This window comes from Variovorax sp. P4_D9 (genome assembly GCF_056401695.1).
Genome location: NZ_JBFUIU010000032.1, coordinates 12,270 through 27,644, shown reverse-complemented (window position 1 = coordinate 27,644; position 15,375 = coordinate 12,270). Strand labels below are relative to the sequence as shown.

Here is a 15,375-nt window from a genome sequence, read left to right as displayed (position 1 = left end):
GCCTGGCTGTGACCGCCTTCGCCCGGCATGCCGGAGCGACGCGGGTGGTGGTCAGCGAGCGCGCGCCGGGCCGGCGCGAGGTCGCCGCGGGCTTCGGCGCCACCGCGCTGGTCGATCCGGCGGCGGAGGAGGTCGGCCCGGCCTTCGCGCGCCATGCGGGCGGACCGCCCGACGTGATCTTCGAATGCGTGGGCGTGGCCGGACTGATCCAGCAATGCATCGAGCTGGCGCCGCCGCGCGGGCGGATCGTGGTGGTGGGCGTCTGCGCCACCGAGGACCGCGTCGTGCCGCAGCGCGCCATGGCCAAGGAGCTGAACCTGCAGTTCGTCATGGGCTATGCCAAGACCGACTGGCGGCGCGTGCTGGACCTGCTCGACGCCGGCCGGGTCGATCCGTCGGCGATGCTGACCGACGTCGTGGGACTGGCGGAGCTGCCCGCCGCCTTCGAGGCGCTGCGGCGGCCGACCACGCAGATCAAGCTGCTGGTGGCGCCGGGTGGCGACGGCCCGGTCAGCCTGTAGACGCAAGAGATTTGCACGTCCCTTTGCTACCTTCGGCTGACTCCCGCAACCCCATCGCCGCACCCCAGCCATGACTTCCCCCGTCACCCTGAGCCGCCATGGCGACATCGCGCTGCTGCGCATCGACAACCCGCCGGTCAACGCGCTGTCGCCCGCCGTGGTGGCCGGACTGGTGGCCGCGGTCGACGCCTTCGAGGCCGACACCAGCTTCAAGGCGCTGCTGGTCCACGGCGAGGGCCGGACCTTCGTCGCCGGCGGCGACATCTCCTCCTTCGACCTGCCGGACTTCACGACCCAGCCCTTCAACGGCACTCTGGCCCGGATCGAGGCGCTCGGCCGCCCTGTGGTGGCCGCCCTGCACGGCACGGTGCTCGGCGGCGGGCTGGAGCTGGCGCTTGCCTGCCACTGGCGCGTCGCCCATCCGAAAACGCAGCTGGGCCTGCCCGAGGTCAAGCTCGGCATCCTTCCAGGCTCGCTGGGCACCCAGCGCCTGCCGCGCGTGGTCGGAGCCGAACTTGCGCTGGACATGATCGCCAGCGGTCGCAGCATCGGCGCCGCCCAGGCGCTGGCACTCGGGCTGGTCGACGAACTCAGCGAAGCGGCGCCGCTGCAGGCCGGCAGCGCCTTCACCGAGGCGCTGCTGGCCCGCGGAGCCGGCCCGCGCCGGATCAGCGAGCGCACGGTGGCGACCGAGTCGCTGGCGCCGGACTTCGTCGAGCGCGCGCTGGCCGATGCAGCGCGACTCAAGCCCTTCCATCCCTCGGCGCGCAACATCGTGCTGGCGGTCCAGGCCTCGACCCTGCCTTTCGCCGAAGGCGAGGCCGCCGAGGCGCGCCTGTTCGAGGAACTGCGCGTCTCGCCCGAGTCGAAGGCGATGCGGCACCTGTTCTTCGCCGAGCGCCTGGCTTGCAAGATTCCCGGCCTGCCGCGCGACACGGCGCTCAGGCCGGTGCGCTCGGTCGGCGTGCTCGGCGCCGGCACCATGGGCGGCGGCATGGCGATGAACTTCGCCAATGCCGGCATCGCCACCGTGCTGGTCGAGACCTCGCAGGCGGCGCTCGATCGCGGCCTCGGCATCATCCGCGCCAACTACGAGGCTAGCGCCGCCAAGGGCCGGGTCACGGCCGAGCAGGTCGAGGCGCGCATGGCGCTCTTGCGCGGCTCGCTCGACGACTCTGCGCTGGCCGACTGCGACCTCGTGATCGAGGCGGTGTTCGAGAACATGGACCTCAAGAAGCAGGTCTGCGCCCGGCTCGGCGCGGTCTGCAAGCCCGGCGCGATCATCGCGACGAATACCTCGACCCTGGACGTCGACCAGCTGGCCGAGGCCACGGGCCGCCCGGCCGAGGTGGTCGGGATGCACTTCTTCAGCCCGGCCAACGTCATGCGCCTGCTCGAAGTGGTGCGCGGCGCCAAGACCGCGCCCGACGTGCTGGCCACCGTGATGCAGCTGGCCCGCACGATCAAGAAGGTGGCGGTGGTCTCGGGCGTCTGCTATGGCTTCATCGGCAACCGGATGGCCGAGGTCTACATGCGCGAGGCCGAGTTCCTGATGATGGAAGGCGCCAGCCCGGCGCAGATCGACGGCGCGGTCGAGGCGCTCGGTATGGCGATGGGCCCGTGCCGCATGTTGGACATGGCCGGCATCGACGTCGGCGCCAAGACGGTCATCGAATACGGCAAGGCCGGCGGCCTGCCGCCCGACGACAGCTACCGCGCGGTGGTGCGCAAGATGTTCGAGCTCGGCCGATTCGGCCAGAAGACCGGCGCCGGCTACTACCGCTACGAGGGCCGCAAGCCGGTCGACGACCCCGAGACCGCGCGCATCGCCGCGGATCTGGCGGCGCAGCACGGCATCGCGCGGCGCAGCGATATCTCTGCCCAGGAGATCGTCGAGCGCCTGCTGTACCCGCTGATCAACGAAGGCGCGCGCATCCTCGAAGAGGGCATCGCGTATCGCCCGGGCGACGTCGACATGGTGTGGGTCGCCGGCTATGGCTTCCCCGACCATCGCGGCGGCCCGATCCACATGGCCGATGCGATCGGCCTTCCGGTGATCGCCGAACGGCTAGCGCACTACGCAAAGCTGCGCGGCAATCCGCACGGCTACTGGAGCATCTCCCCGCTGCTGGCCTCTCTGGCCGCGCAAGGCAAGCGACTGTCCGACTGGCAAGCCGCCTGAACCAACTTACAGGAACCCCCATGAAAGAAGCCGTCATCGTCTCCACCGCCCGCACGGGCATCGGCCGCGCCTACAAGGGCGCGCTCAACCACACCAAGTCGCCGACGATGCTGGCGCACGCGATCTCGCATGCGGTGCAGCGCGCCGGCGTCGACGGCGCAGAGATCGAGGACGCGGTGATCGGCTGCGTGCTTTCGGCCGGCACCGCCGGCATGAACCTGGCGCGCAATGCGGTGCTGGCGGCCGGCCTGCCCGACACGGTGTCGGGCCAGACCATGGATCGCCAGTGCGCCTCGGGCCTGATGGCGATCGCCACCGCGGCCAAGCAGGTGATGGTCGACGGCATGGACGTCGTGATCGCCGGCGGGCACGACAACATCACGGCGGTGCAGGAAGCCTACATGGGCTGGGTCGCGAAGGAGAAGGACCCGAACGTGATCGCGCGCGCCGCCAACGCCTACATGCCGATGCTGCAGACCGCCGAATTCGTCGCGAAGAAGTACGCGATCAGCCGCGAGGCGCAGGACCGCTATTCGTTGGCCTCGCAGCAGCGCACCGCCGACGCCCAGCAGGCCGGCCGCTTCGACGCCGAGATCGTGGCCTTGGAGACCCGGATGGCGGTGGTCGACAAGAACACCAAGGAAGTCACTTTCAAGGACGTGACTCTCACGCGCGACGAGGGCAACCGCCCCGAGACCACGCTCGAAGGTCTGGCTTCGCTCAAGCCGGTGATCGAGGGCGGCGTGGTGACGGCGGGCAATGCGAGCCAGCTGTCCGACGGCGCCTCGGCCTGCGTGATCATGGAGCGCGGCCTGGCCGAGCGCCGCGGCCTGTCGCCGCTGGGCATCTACCGCGGCATGGCGGTGGCCGGCTGCGCGCCCGAGGAGATGGGCATCGGCCCGGTGCATGCGATTCCCAAGCTGCTCAAGCAGCACGGCCTCAAGGTGTCGGACATCGGCCTCTGGGAGCTCAACGAGGCCTTCGCCTGCCAGGCGATCTACTGCCGCGACCACCTGGGCATCGACCCGGCGATCTACAACGTCGACGGCGGCGGCATCTCGATCGGCCATCCCTACGGCATGACCGGTGCCCGCGTCGTCGGCCATGGGCTGATCGAGGGCAAGCGCCGCGGCGTCAAGTACGTGGTGGCGACGATGTGCGTCGGCGGCGGCATGGGCGTTGCGGCGCTGTTCGAAGTCGCCTGAATCCGCAACGACAAAAAAACGAGAGACACATGCAAGACCGCACCCTGATCGACAGCCTCCGGCGCCAGCTGCGCGAGCGCCCCGACAAGGTGGCCTTGCGCCGCGGCGAGCGCAAGCTGACGTTCGCTGACCTGGAGAGCACGACCAACCGCATCGCCAATGCCCTGGCCGCGATGGGCGTCGGCCGCGACAGCCGCGTCGCGGTGCTCACCAAGCACCATATCGAGACGCTGCTGCTGACCCTGGCCGCCTGCAAGCTCGGCGCGGTCTGCATGCCCGTCAACTGGCGGCTGGCCGCACCCGAGATCGCCTATATCCTGAAGAACGGTGAAGCCTCTTTCCTGATGGCCGACCAGGCCTTCATCGCGACCGTGCGGGCCGCCGGACTCGACAGTGTCCGGACGCTGGTCTGCACCGAGCAGGCGCACGATGGCCTTCCGTCCTTCGAAGACTGGCACGCGGGCCACGACGAGAGCTTCACGCCGGTCGATGCCGACACGGACGATGCCGCGCTGCAGCTCTATTCATCCGGCACCACCGGCCTGCCGAAAGGCATCGTGCTGAGCCATGCCGGCCTGCTGTCGACCTCGCGCGTGGTCGCGAAAGAATGGGAGTTCGACCAGCGCCACGTGCTCGGCAACCCGCTGCCGGTGTTTCACGTGGCCGGCATGACGATGCTGCTGCTGACGCTCTACACGGGCGGCCAGACCAGCGCCTACTCGGAGTTCGATCCGGCCGGCTACATCCGCGCCATCGGCGAGCACGGCATCACCCATACCTTCATCGTGCCGGCGATGATCATCTTCTTGCTGCAGGTGCCCGAGGTGAAGCGCGGCGTCTACAGCCGCCTGCAGCTGATCGCCTACGGCGGCTCTCCGGTCAGCGAGACCACCCTGCAGCAGGCCTTCGAAACGTTCGGCTGCAAGTTCCTGCAGGTCTATGGCCTGACCGAGGTCTCGGGGCCGGCCACCTTCCTGATGCCGGCCGACCACCGCGCGGGCGATGCCGAACTGCTGCGCTCGGCCGGCCGGCCGATCGGCGGCGGGCGGCTGCGCATCGTCGACCCGGTCACGCTCGAGGACCTGCCCGAGGGCGAGGTCGGCGAGATCTGGATCGAATCCGAGCGCAACCTCAAGGAGTACTGGCGCAACCCCGAAGCCACGGCAGCGGCCTACCCAGAGGGCCGCAACRCCAACGGCGGCTGGTTCCGCTCGGGCGATGGCGGCTACCTCAAGAACGGCTACCTCTACATCAACGACCGCATCAAGGACATGATCCTTTCGGGCGGCGAGAACATCTATCCGGCCGAAGTCGAGAACGTGCTGATGCGCCATCCGGCAGTGGCCGATGGCGCCGTCATCGGCGTGCCCGACGCGACCTGGGGCGAGGCGGTCAAGGCCTGCGTGGTGCCGCGCCCGGGCATGGCCGTCACCGAGCGCGAGATCATCGATTTCATGCGTGCCAACCTGGCGCACTACAAGTGCCCGAAGTCGGTCGATATCGTGGCCGAGCTGCCGCGCAACCCGAGCGGCAAGGTGCTCAAGCGCGTGCTGCGCGAACCCTACTGGCGCGGCCGGACGCGCGCCGTCGGCTGATTTTTCGAAACCGTGAAACGACCCGGCGAGGTCGTCCCACCCATCCACCTGGAGACATGACATGCCTTTGAAGAAACTGTTCGCCGCCGCCTTCGGCGCCCTTGCGCTGCTGGGCGCGATGTCCGCGGTGCACGCGCAGGACAAGCCCATCAAGATCGCGCTGATCGCGAGCAAGACCGGGCCGTCGGAGGCCTATGCGCGCGACACCGAGCGCGGCCTGCGCCTGGGCCTCGAGTACCTCACGCAGGGCACGATGACCGTGCTCGGCCGCAAGATCGAGGTGATCGTCAAGGACGACCAGATGAAGCCCGAGCTGTCGAAGGCCATGCTCACCGAGGCCCTGTCCGACGACAAGGCCGACATCGCGGTCGGCACCTCGTGGTCGGGCGGCGCGCTGTCGATGGCGCCGGTGGCCGAGGAGTACAAGAAGGTGCTCATGGTCGAGCCCGCGATCGCCGACTCGCTGACCGGCTCGGCCTGGAACCGCTACCTGTTCCGCGCCAGCCGCAATTCCTTCCAGGACGCGCTGGCCAGCGCCGCCGGTCTGAAGGAAGGCGACAACCTGGCCTTCCTGGCGCCCGACTACGTGTACGGGCGCGACGGCGTCAAGGCCTTCAAGGACGCGATGGCCGCCACGCAAAGCAAGGCCAAGATCCTGCACGAGGAGTTCATCCCGCTGTCGACCACCGACTTCACGGCGCCGATGCAGCGCATCTTCGACGGCATGAAGAACGCCACCGGCCGCAAGTACCTGGTCGTGATCTGGGGTGCGCCGAACCCGATCCGAAAGATCTCCGAACTGAACCCGGGCCGCTACGGCATCGAGTTCCTGTCGATCGGCGGCGCCAACCTCGAGAACACCAAGCCCTGGAAGGGCCTGGACGTGAGCGGCGGCACCTTCTACTACTACGGCTTCCCGAAGAACGCGATGAACGACTGGCTGGTTACCGAACACCAGAAGCGCTTCAACATGCCGCCGGACCTGTTCACCGCGGGCGGCTTCGTCACCGCGAGCGCGATCGTCGCCGGCCTCAAGAAGGCCGGCTCGGCCGACTCCGAGAAGCTGATCGCCGCGATGGAGGGCATGGACTTCGACACGCCGAAGGGCAAGATGAGCTTCCGCAAGGAAGACCACCAGGCGATGCAGGCGCAGTACCAGTTCAAGATGAAGAAGACGCCCGCCAGCGAGTGGGACCTGCTCGAGCTGGTGCGCGAGATCCCGGCCTCCGAGATGCCGGTGCCGATCACCGTGAAGCACTGAGCATGGCGGCTTCCCCCGTGCCGGTGCTCGCGAGCACCGGGCTCAGCATCCAGTTCGGCGGCCACGTGGCGGTCAACGAGGTGACGACGCAGTTCGCGGCCGGCACGCTGACGGCCATCGTCGGCCCCAACGGGGCCGGCAAGACGACCTACTTCAACCTGCTGTCGGGGCAGCTGCGTTCCACCGCGGGCAGCGTCCACTTCAAGGGCGAGGACATCACGCGGCTGAGCGCGCCGCAGCGCACCAGCAAGGGCATCGGGCGCGCCTTCCAGCTGACCAACCTGTTCCCCAAGCTCAGCGTGCTGGAGAACGTGCGCCTCGCGGTGCAGAGCCGCCACAACGCCGGCTTCAACATGCTGGCCCTGTGGCGCAGCCGCCGCGACCTGATCGACCAGGCCGCGCACTACGTGGCGCAGGTCGGGCTCGGCGCGCGCGCGGGCGACCTCGCGGCCAAGCTGCCGCACGGCGACAAGCGCAAGCTCGAGGTCGCGATCCTGATGGCGCTCGAGCCCGAGATCCTGATGTTCGACGAGCCCACCGCGGGCATGAGCGTCGACGAGGTGCCGGTCATTCTCGAATTGATCGGGCGACTCAAGAAGCAGGGCGACAAGACGATCCTGTTGGTGGAGCACAAGATGGACGTGATTCATTCCCTGGCCGACCGCATCATCGTGCTGCACAACGGCCGGCTGGTGGCCGACGGCCTGCCGGCCGAGGTGATGGCCTCGCCGATCGTGCAGGAGGCCTACCTGGGCAAGCGCGCCGCGCCGCGCACGGCAAAGGCGGTGTCGCATGCCTGAGCCACGCAACGATCCGGGCGGGATGCTGCTGACCCTGAGCGGCGTCCATACCCACATCGGCGAATACCACATTCTGCAGGGCGTTGACCTCCAGGTGCCGCGCTCCGGCCTGACGGTGCTGCTGGGCCGCAACGGCGCCGGCAAGAGCACCACGCTGCGCACCATCATGGGCCTGTGGCATGCGAGCGCCGGCCGCATCGTCTTCGACGGCCAGGACATCACGGCCGCCGAGACGCCCGCGATCTCGCGCAGCGGCATCGCCTTCGTGCCCGAGGACATGGGCATCTTTTCGGGCCTCACGGTGCAGGAGAACCTGCGCCTGGCGGCCATCGGCGGCGCCTTCGACGAACAGCGGCTCGAATGGATCTTCGGCTTGTTCCCGGCGCTCAAGCGTTTCTGGCTGCGCCCGGGCGGCACGCTCTCGGGCGGGCAGAAGCAGATGGTCGCGATCGCGCGCGCCATCATCGAGCCGCGCAAGCTGCTCCTGATCGACGAGCCGACCAAGGGCCTCGCGCCTTCGATCGTCGACAACCTGGCGCAGGCCTTCGAGGAACTGAAGGCGCGCGACACCACCATCCTGCTGGTCGAGCAGAACTTCAACTTCGTGCGCTCGCTCGGCGACCACGTGGCGGTGATGGACGACGGCCGCATGGTGCACAGCGGCTCGATGGAAGAGCTGTCCGAAGACGAAGGCCTGCAGGCGCGCCTGCTCGGCCTGCATGCAGGAGCCGTGCATTGAACACCGCTGCCCACCCCTCGCCACCCGCCGCGCCGGCCGCCGAGGCGGCGCAGTCGCTGGAGGCGCTGCCTGGCCGCAAGCGCGACCTGGTGTCCGGCTTGCTGATCCTGGCCTTCATCGGGCTGGCGCTGCCGGCCATCGGCAGCTTCCCGACCTGGGTCACGCTGACAGTCGCCGCGCTCGCGATGGGCATGATGCTGTTCATCATGGCCAGCGGCCTGACCCTGGTGTTCGGCCTGATGGACGTCATGAACCTCGGCCACGCGGCCTTCGTTGCGGTCGGCGCCTACACCGCCACGCTGCTGGTCGGCCCGCTCAAGGGCCTGCTCGAATCGGCGTCGGTGTGGGCCAGCCTGGCGGCGATCGGCGCCGTGATCCTGCTGTCGATGCTGGTCACCGCGGCACTCGGCTGGGTCTACGAGCGGCTGTTCGTGCGGCCGGTCTACGGCGACCACCTGAAGCAGATCCTGATCACCATCGGCGCGATGATCATCATCGAGCAGATCGTGTTGGTGCTGTTCGGTGCCAACCAGATGATGCTGCCGATGCCCGAGGCGCTGCGCGGCTCGCTGCTGCTCGGCGACGTCGCGATCGAGCGCTACCGGCTGGTGGCGGTCGCCGTGGGCCTGGTGGTGTACGCCGGGCTCACGCTGCTGCTCACGCGCACGCGCGTCGGCCTGCTGATCCGTGCCGGCGTCGAAAACCGCTCGATGGTCGAGGCCCTGGGCTACCGCATCCACAACATCTTCGTCGCGGTCTTCGTCGGCGGATCGGCGCTGGCCGGGCTGGGCGGCGTGATGTGGGGCTTCTACCGCGAGCAGTTCACGGTCGCCATCGGCGCCGAGGTGCTGGTGCAGATGCTGATCATCGTGATCATCGGCGGGCTCGGCTCGGTCACCGGCTGCTTCGCCGGCGCGATGCTGATCGCGCTCGCCACCAACTACGTGAGCTTCCTGCTGCCCGACATGGCGCTGGTCTCCAACATCCTCGTGATGATGGCGGTGCTGCTGTGGCGGCCGCAGGGCCTCCATCCGGTCAACAAGCACTAGGCGGCGCCATGCTCAATTCGATTCTTTCGGGCGACCTGCCACGCAGCCGCTGGCTGACCGCGCTGCTGGTGCTGGTGGTGGCCTATCTAGCGACCGCGCCCTTCCTGTTCTCGGGCGCCCGCTCGCTCAACGTGGCGGCAACCATCTGCGTCTTCGTGGTGCTGGTGGCGTCGTTCGACCTGCTGCTGGGCTACTGCGGCGTGGTCTCGTTCGCGCATGCGATGTTCTACGGCATCGGCGCCTACGGCGTCGCGATCGCGATGTACAAGCTCGGTCCGACCTGGAGCGCGATGCTGGTCGGCGCGCTGTCGGGGCTGGCCGTGTCGCTGGCGCTGTCGCTCCTGATCGCGCTGGTGTCGCTGCGCGTGAAGGCGATCTTCTACACGATGATGACGCTGGCGGTGGCGGCGGCCTTCGGCGCGCTCGTGACCCGCATGAGCGGCCTGACCGGCGGCGACGACGGCCGCACCTTCAAGCTGCCCGAGTCGCTGTCGCCGGGCTTCCGGCTATTCGAGAACGACATCCTCGGCACCACGGTCAACGGCAAGGTGCTGGCCTACTACCTGGTGTTCTTCAGCACCGTGCTGCTGTTCCTGCTGATGCTGCGCGTGGTCAATTCGCGCTTCGGCCGCGTGCTGGAGGCGATCCGCGAGAACGAGTTCCGCGCCGAGGCGATCGGCTACCGCACGCTGTACTACCGCGTGGCGATCAACTGCCTGTCGGCCGCACTGGCCACCTGCGCCGGCATCCTGATGGCGCTGTGGCTGCGCTACGTGGGTCCGCAGACCACGGTCGGCTTTAACGTGATGCTCAACATCCTGCTGATGGCGGTGATCGGCGGGCTCGGCACGGTCTACGGCTCGGTGGTCGGCGTGGCGCTGTTCGTGGTCGCCGAGAACTATTTGCAGAGCCTGATGGGCGGCATGAGCAGCTCGCTCACTTCGGTTCCCTTGCTTGCGGCGCTGTTCCATCCCGACCGCTGGTTGCTGTGGTTCGGCACGGTCTTCGTGCTGTCGGTCTATTTCTTTCCGAGCGGCATCGTCGGCAAGCTGCGCGCGTCCAACAAGGAGGTGTTGTGAATCCACCGGTCGTTCTCCTCAGCGTGCAGGGCAGCGTCCAGATCATCAYGATCAACAGGCCGGCGGTGCGCAATGCGATCAACAAGGAGGTGGCCGTGGCGCTGGCCGCCGCATTGATCGAGCTCGATGCGCGGCTCGAACTGCATGTCGGCATCCTGACCGGTGCCGGCGGGACCTTCTGCGCGGGCATGGACCTGAAGGCCTTCGCTGCGGGCGGCGACGAGCCGATCGTCGCGGGCAGGGGTTTCGCTGGCCTGTGCGAGGCGCCGCCACGCAAGCCCTTGATCGCGGCGGTGGAGGGCCACGCCGTCGCCGGCGGCTTCGAGATCGCGCTGGCCTGCGACCTGATCGTGGCCGCGCGCGGCGCCAGCTTCGGTCTGCCCGAAGTCAAGCGCGGGCTGGTCGCTTCGTCGGGCGGGCTGATGCGGCTGCCGCGCCGGGTCTCGCGCAACCTGGCGATAGAACTGGCGATCATCGGCGACCCGATCACGGCCGAGCAGGCGGTGGCCTGCGGCCTGGTCAACCGGCTGGTCGAGAACGGCGGAGCGCTCGACGCGGCGCTGGAACTCGCGCGGCGCATCGACGCCAACGCGCCGCTTGCCGTGGCGGCCAGCAAGCAGATCGTGGATGCCTCGCGCACCTGGAGCGACGACGAGATGTTCGAACGCCAGCGGCCGCTGGCGCGGACGGTCAACGGCTCGTCGGATGCGCGAGAGGGCGCAACCGCCTTTGCGCAGAAGCGCGCGGCCGTCTGGCAGGGGCGCTGACGCCCCCTCGCTCAGACCAGTGAAAAGCTGGTCATCCGCGGCAGCGTGCGCTCGCCGCTCTTCTGCAGGTGGCGTCGCATGCGGCTCTCGGCCTTGGCCTGGTCGCCCTCGAGGATGGCCTCGGTGATGGCGCGGTATTCGGCCACCATCGCCTTCAGGTCGGCGGTGGTCAGCGAGTGATAGAACTGGGCGCGGAACAGATGCGCCCGCGCCTGCGGCAGCACGCGGTTCAACTCGCTGCTGTCGGCGATCTCGAACATCACCTTGTAGTAGTTGGCGCGCTCGTCGAGCACGCGGTCGAGCGCCTCGGGCGTGCGGGCGCTGACTAGTTTCTGCGCTGCGGCCTCGAAGCGCTTGGCATTGCCTTCGCGGTGGATGTTGGCGGCCGCCAGCCGAGCGGCCAGGCCCGACAGCACTTCCAGCACGCCGAGCAGGCTGGCGGCATCTTCGCGCGTGAGCGACCGGATCACCGCGCCGCGGTGCGGCGTGAGGTCGACCACGCCGCTCGATGCCAGGATGCGCAAGGCTTCGCGCACCGTGCTGCGGCTGACGCCGAGATCGCGCGTGAGATCGGCTTCGACCAGCCGTTGGCCTACTGTAAAGCGCCGCATCAGGATGCCCTTGCTGATCGCGTCGGCCACGCGGTCGGGCGTGCTGCGCGGGTGGGGCGTTTCAGGCGCCGTCCGGGTCCGGGCGGGCGTTCTGGACGCGACGGTCTTGAGAACGGTGGTCATGCGGCTTCGCTGGGTGCAGCAGGTTGGGGAAAGTACCCGGTATTGTTGACGTGATTGTCAGGCAATACGCATCGGCCACAAGCGTTCCGTCCCCGGGTGAACCCTCGAAATCCCAAAGTCGCAGCGAGTTGGCACAAGACGAAGGGCCGGGCCTTGCCTACGCTCGGCCATCGTCGCGGCGCTGCTGCGTTCAAAGAGGTTTTGGATGTCCGACTCCGTACTGCTGGAGCGTGCAGGCGCCGTCGCACTGCTCACGCTCAACCGCCCCGAGCGGGCCAACGTGCTCGACCTCGAGACCGGCCGCGCCCTGGTCGACTGCATCGAGCGGCTCGCCGCCGACAAGGCCGTGCGCGCGGTGCTGCTGCGGGCCCGCGGCCGGCATTTCTGCGTCGGCGGCAACATCGCCGACTTCGTCGAAGCGGGCGACGACCTGTCCGGCCTGCTCGACCGCACGATTCCACCGCTGCAACGCGCGATCCATACGCTGGCGACGCTGCCGGTGCCGGTGGTTAGCGCACTCAACGGCCCGGTCGGCGGTGGCGGCATCGGGCTCGCAATGTGTGCCGACATCGTGTTCGCGGCCGAGTCGATGAAGCTTCGCGGCGGGTATTCGGCGATCGGCCTGACGCCCGACGCCGGCTCGTCCTGGCTGCTGGCGCGCCGCGTCGGCGCCGCGCGCGCCAAGGAGATCTTCTTCACCAACGAGGCGCTGGGCGCGCGCGAATGCCTGGCGATCGGCGCCGTGTCGCGCGTCCACGCGGACGACGAACTTGAAGCCCGCACGCTGTCGCTGGTCGAGTCGCTGGCCGGCGGCGCCACCGCCGCACTGGCGCTGACCAAGGCGCTGCTCGACGGTGTGGTCGGGCGCTCGCTGGAAACCCAGCTTGAATTCGAGCACCGCGGCATGGTCGCTTCGGGCGCGACGGCCGACGCGAAGGAGGGCGTCAAGGCCTTCTGCGGGAAACGCAGCCCTGAATTTATCGGGCGATAGTGTCGGACAAACCCTGATTCATTGTCAGACAATTTTGCCTACGATTAAGCGCATGCAAGGACTTGCCTCGTGAGTGCGACCCTTCCGGAAACGGCCCACCGTCCCCTCGACACGGCACGCCTGGCCGGGTGGCTGCAAGGGCAGATTCCCGGCCTGCGCGGCCCGTTGACGGCCACCCGCTTCAAGGGCGGCCAGTCCAATCCCACCTACCTGCTCAGCGATGCTGACGGCGCCCGCTACGTGCTGCGCAAGCAGCCCGACGGCGTGCTGCTGCCTTCCGCCCATGCGGTCGACCGCGAATACCGCGTGCTGCATGCCTTGGGCGACACCGATGTGCCGGTCGCCAGCGCAGACTGCTTCTGCGATGACCCGCAAGTCGTCGGCACGCCGTTCTACGTGATGGATTTCGTCGACGGCCGCGTGCTGTGGGATCCGGCGCTGCCCGGCATGCAGGCGGCCGAGCGCGGCGCCATCTACGACGAGATGAACCGCGTGGTCGCCGCGCTGCACCGGGTGGGCGTGGCTGCGGTTGGCTTGTCTGACTACGGCCGGCCCGGCGCCTTCTTCGAGCGCCAGATCGCGCGCTGGACCCGCCAGTACCAGGCGACGGTCAGCGGCCCCGAAGGCGTCGGGCCGATTCCCGCGATGGAGCGGCTGATCGAGTGGCTGCCGGCGAATGTTCCGACCACCGAAGCGGGCCAGGACGAAAGCTGCATCTTCCACGGCGACCTGCGCATCGACAACATGATCTTTCACCCGAGCGAGCCGCGCGTACTGGCGCTACTCGACTGGGAACTGTCCACGCTGGGCCATCCGCTGGCCGATTTCGCCTACCACGCGCTGCCGTGGCGCCTGAGCGCGCAGCAGTTTCGCGGCATGGCCGGCGCCGACTTCGCGGCGCTCGGCATCCCGGGCGAGCGCGCTTACCTCGATGCCTATTGCCGCCGCGTCGGCCGTGCGCCGGTCGACCCGTCGCACTGGGAGTTCTATCTGGCCTGCGCGATGTTCAGGCTCGCCGCCATCCTGCAGGGCATCCTGAAGCGCTCGCAGGACGGCACGGCTTCGAGCGCCGAGGCGCGCGAGACCGGCGCCCGCGCACGGCCGATCGCCGAGGCCGCGTGGCGGCAGGTCGAGGCCCACTTTCCGCGAAGTGCGCGCTAGCAGCGCGTTCCGTTTTCATTCATCGCACCCGCAGCATCGAGCGTCCACCAGAAAGTCATCCGTGTACAAGTTCTCCCCCAAGGTCCAGGATCTGCAGAAACGCCTCGTCGCCTTCATGGACGAGCACATCTACCCGAACGAGAAGCGCTACTACCGCGAGGCTGAGGAACTGGGCCCGTGGAAGGTCGCGCCGGTGCTGGAAGAACTCAAGCCCAAGGCCCGCGCGGCCGGCCTGTGGAACCTGTTCCTGCCGGAGTMATCGCACGGCGCCGGCCTGACCAACTTCGAATACGCGCCGCTGTGCGAGATCATGGGCCGCTCGCACCTGGCGCCTGAGGTCTTCAACTGCTCCGCGCCCGACGCCGGCAACATGGAAGTACTGGCCCGCTACGGCACGCCCGCGCAGCAGGCGCAGTGGCTGGTGCCGCTGCTGGCTGGAGAGATCCGCTCCTGCTTCGCGATGACCGAGCCCGACGTGGCCTCCAGCGACGCCACCAACATCGAGTCGAGCATCGTGCGCGACGGCGACCACTACGTCATCAACGGCCGCAAGTGGTACACCACCAACGCCACCGACCCGCGCTGCAAGATCTGCATCTTCATGGGCAAGTCCGACCCGGACAACGCCGACCGCCACCAGCAGCAGTCGATGATCCTGCTGCCGCTCGACACGCCCGGCGTCACCGTGGTACGGCCGATCGCGGTGTTCGGCTTCTACGGCGTGCCCGACCGCGCGTCGGAGGTCACGTTCGAGAACGTGCGCGTGCCGGCCTCGAACATGCTGCTCGGCGAGGGCCGCGGCTTCGAGATCGCGCAGGGCCGGCTCGGGCCGGGGCGCATCCACCACTGCATGCGGCTGGTCGGCTTGGCCGAGAAGATGCTCGAGCTGATGTGCAAGCGCAGCCTGTCGCGCGTGGCCTTCGGCAAGACCGTGGCGCAGCAGGGCGTGACGGTCGAGCGCATCGCCGAGTCGCGCATCCTGATCGAGCAGGCCCGGTTGCTGACGCTCAATGCGGCGCACCGCATGGACACGGTCGGCAACAAGGTCGCCAAGGCCGACATCGCGATGATCAAGGTGGCCGCGCCGAAAATGGCCTGCCAGGTGATCGACTGGACCATCCAGGCCTTTGGCGGCGGCGGCACCAACAACGACCACGGCATCGCCTCGGCCTATGCCACCGCGCGCCTGCTGCGGCTGGCCGACGGGCCCGACGAGGTGCACCGCAACCAGATCGGGCAGCTGGAGCTCAAGAAGTATCGCTAGCACGCCGTAAGCAGCCGCATGGCGGCA

14 protein-coding genes are annotated in these 15,375 nt (G+C 68.6%); 13 read left to right on the top strand and 1 reads right to left on the bottom strand.

What is annotated here, in order from left to right; genetic code table 11:
• From AC1DY5_RS05985 to AC1DY5_RS05940, 10 genes are all read left to right on the top strand, one after another.
• The coding region (locus AC1DY5_RS05985; protein WP_478109613.1) for a zinc-binding dehydrogenase at positions 1–521 on the top strand (521 nt) is incomplete at its 5' end.
• 70 nt (positions 522–591) lie between these two features.
• On the top strand, positions 592–2,703 hold the full coding sequence (locus tag AC1DY5_RS05980; protein WP_478109611.1) for a 3-hydroxyacyl-CoA dehydrogenase NAD-binding domain-containing protein: 2,112 nt from the start codon (positions 592–594) through the stop codon (positions 2,701–2,703).
• A gap of 20 nt (positions 2,704–2,723) precedes the next feature.
• Entirely contained in the window at positions 2,724–3,908 is a 1,185-nt protein-coding gene (locus AC1DY5_RS05975) for an acetyl-CoA C-acyltransferase (RefSeq protein ID WP_478109608.1), read from the top strand.
• Between the two features lie 29 nt (positions 3,909–3,937).
• Positions 3,938–5,503 (top strand): long-chain-fatty-acid--CoA ligase, encoded by a 1,566-nt coding sequence (locus tag AC1DY5_RS05970; protein ID WP_478109606.1) that lies wholly within the window; start codon positions 3,938–3,940, stop codon positions 5,501–5,503.
• Positions 5,504–5,564: 61 nt separating this feature from the next.
• On the top strand, positions 5,565–6,764 hold the full coding sequence (locus AC1DY5_RS05965) for a substrate-binding domain-containing protein (RefSeq protein ID WP_478109604.1): 1,200 nt from the start codon (positions 5,565–5,567) through the stop codon (positions 6,762–6,764).
• Between the two features lie 2 nt (positions 6,765–6,766).
• Positions 6,767–7,564: an ABC transporter ATP-binding protein gene (locus AC1DY5_RS05960; RefSeq protein ID WP_478109601.1), complete on the top strand. Its 798-nt coding sequence runs from the start codon at positions 6,767–6,769 to the stop codon at positions 7,562–7,564.
• Complete coding sequence (locus AC1DY5_RS05955; protein ID WP_478109597.1) at positions 7,557–8,303, top strand: ABC transporter ATP-binding protein; 747 nt, start codon at positions 7,557–7,559, stop codon at positions 8,301–8,303. Before AC1DY5_RS05960 ends, AC1DY5_RS05955 begins: the two co-directional genes overlap by 8 nt.
• Positions 8,300–9,352, top strand: a complete 1,053-nt coding sequence (locus AC1DY5_RS05950) for a branched-chain amino acid ABC transporter permease (RefSeq protein ID WP_478109595.1) — start codon at positions 8,300–8,302, stop codon at positions 9,350–9,352. The genes AC1DY5_RS05955 and AC1DY5_RS05950 overlap by 4 nt, the downstream gene beginning before the upstream one ends.
• 8 nt (positions 9,353–9,360) lie before the next feature.
• The gene (locus tag AC1DY5_RS05945; RefSeq protein WP_478109593.1) at positions 9,361–10,431 is read left to right on the top strand and encodes a branched-chain amino acid ABC transporter permease; all 1,071 of its coding nucleotides are present in this window, start codon (positions 9,361–9,363) and stop codon (positions 10,429–10,431) included.
• Entirely contained in the window at positions 10,428–11,198 is a 771-nt protein-coding gene (locus AC1DY5_RS05940) for a crotonase/enoyl-CoA hydratase family protein (RefSeq protein ID WP_478109591.1), read from the top strand. Before AC1DY5_RS05945 ends, AC1DY5_RS05940 begins: the two co-directional genes overlap by 4 nt.
• An 11-nt stretch (positions 11,199–11,209) precedes the next feature.
• On the opposite strand, the gene AC1DY5_RS05935 is transcribed toward AC1DY5_RS05940, so the two are convergent.
• Complete coding sequence (locus AC1DY5_RS05935; protein ID WP_478109589.1) at positions 11,210–11,932, bottom strand: GntR family transcriptional regulator; 723 nt, start codon at positions 11,930–11,932, stop codon at positions 11,210–11,212.
• Between the two features lie 205 nt (positions 11,933–12,137).
• Between AC1DY5_RS05935 and AC1DY5_RS05930 the strand changes: the two genes are divergently transcribed.
• The 3 genes from AC1DY5_RS05930 (at position 12,138) to AC1DY5_RS05920 (ending at position 15,348) form a co-directional block, all read left to right on the top strand.
• Positions 12,138–12,923, top strand: a complete 786-nt coding sequence (locus AC1DY5_RS05930; RefSeq protein WP_478109587.1) for an enoyl-CoA hydratase/isomerase family protein — start codon at positions 12,138–12,140, stop codon at positions 12,921–12,923.
• Positions 12,924–12,992: 69 nt separating this feature from the next.
• The gene (locus AC1DY5_RS05925; RefSeq protein WP_478109585.1) at positions 12,993–14,084 is read left to right on the top strand and encodes a phosphotransferase; all 1,092 of its coding nucleotides are present in this window, start codon (positions 12,993–12,995) and stop codon (positions 14,082–14,084) included.
• 61 nt (positions 14,085–14,145) lie between these two features.
• The gene (locus AC1DY5_RS05920; protein WP_478109582.1) at positions 14,146–15,348 is read left to right on the top strand and encodes an acyl-CoA dehydrogenase family protein; all 1,203 of its coding nucleotides are present in this window, start codon (positions 14,146–14,148) and stop codon (positions 15,346–15,348) included.
• Positions 15,349–15,375: the final 27 nt, after the last annotated feature.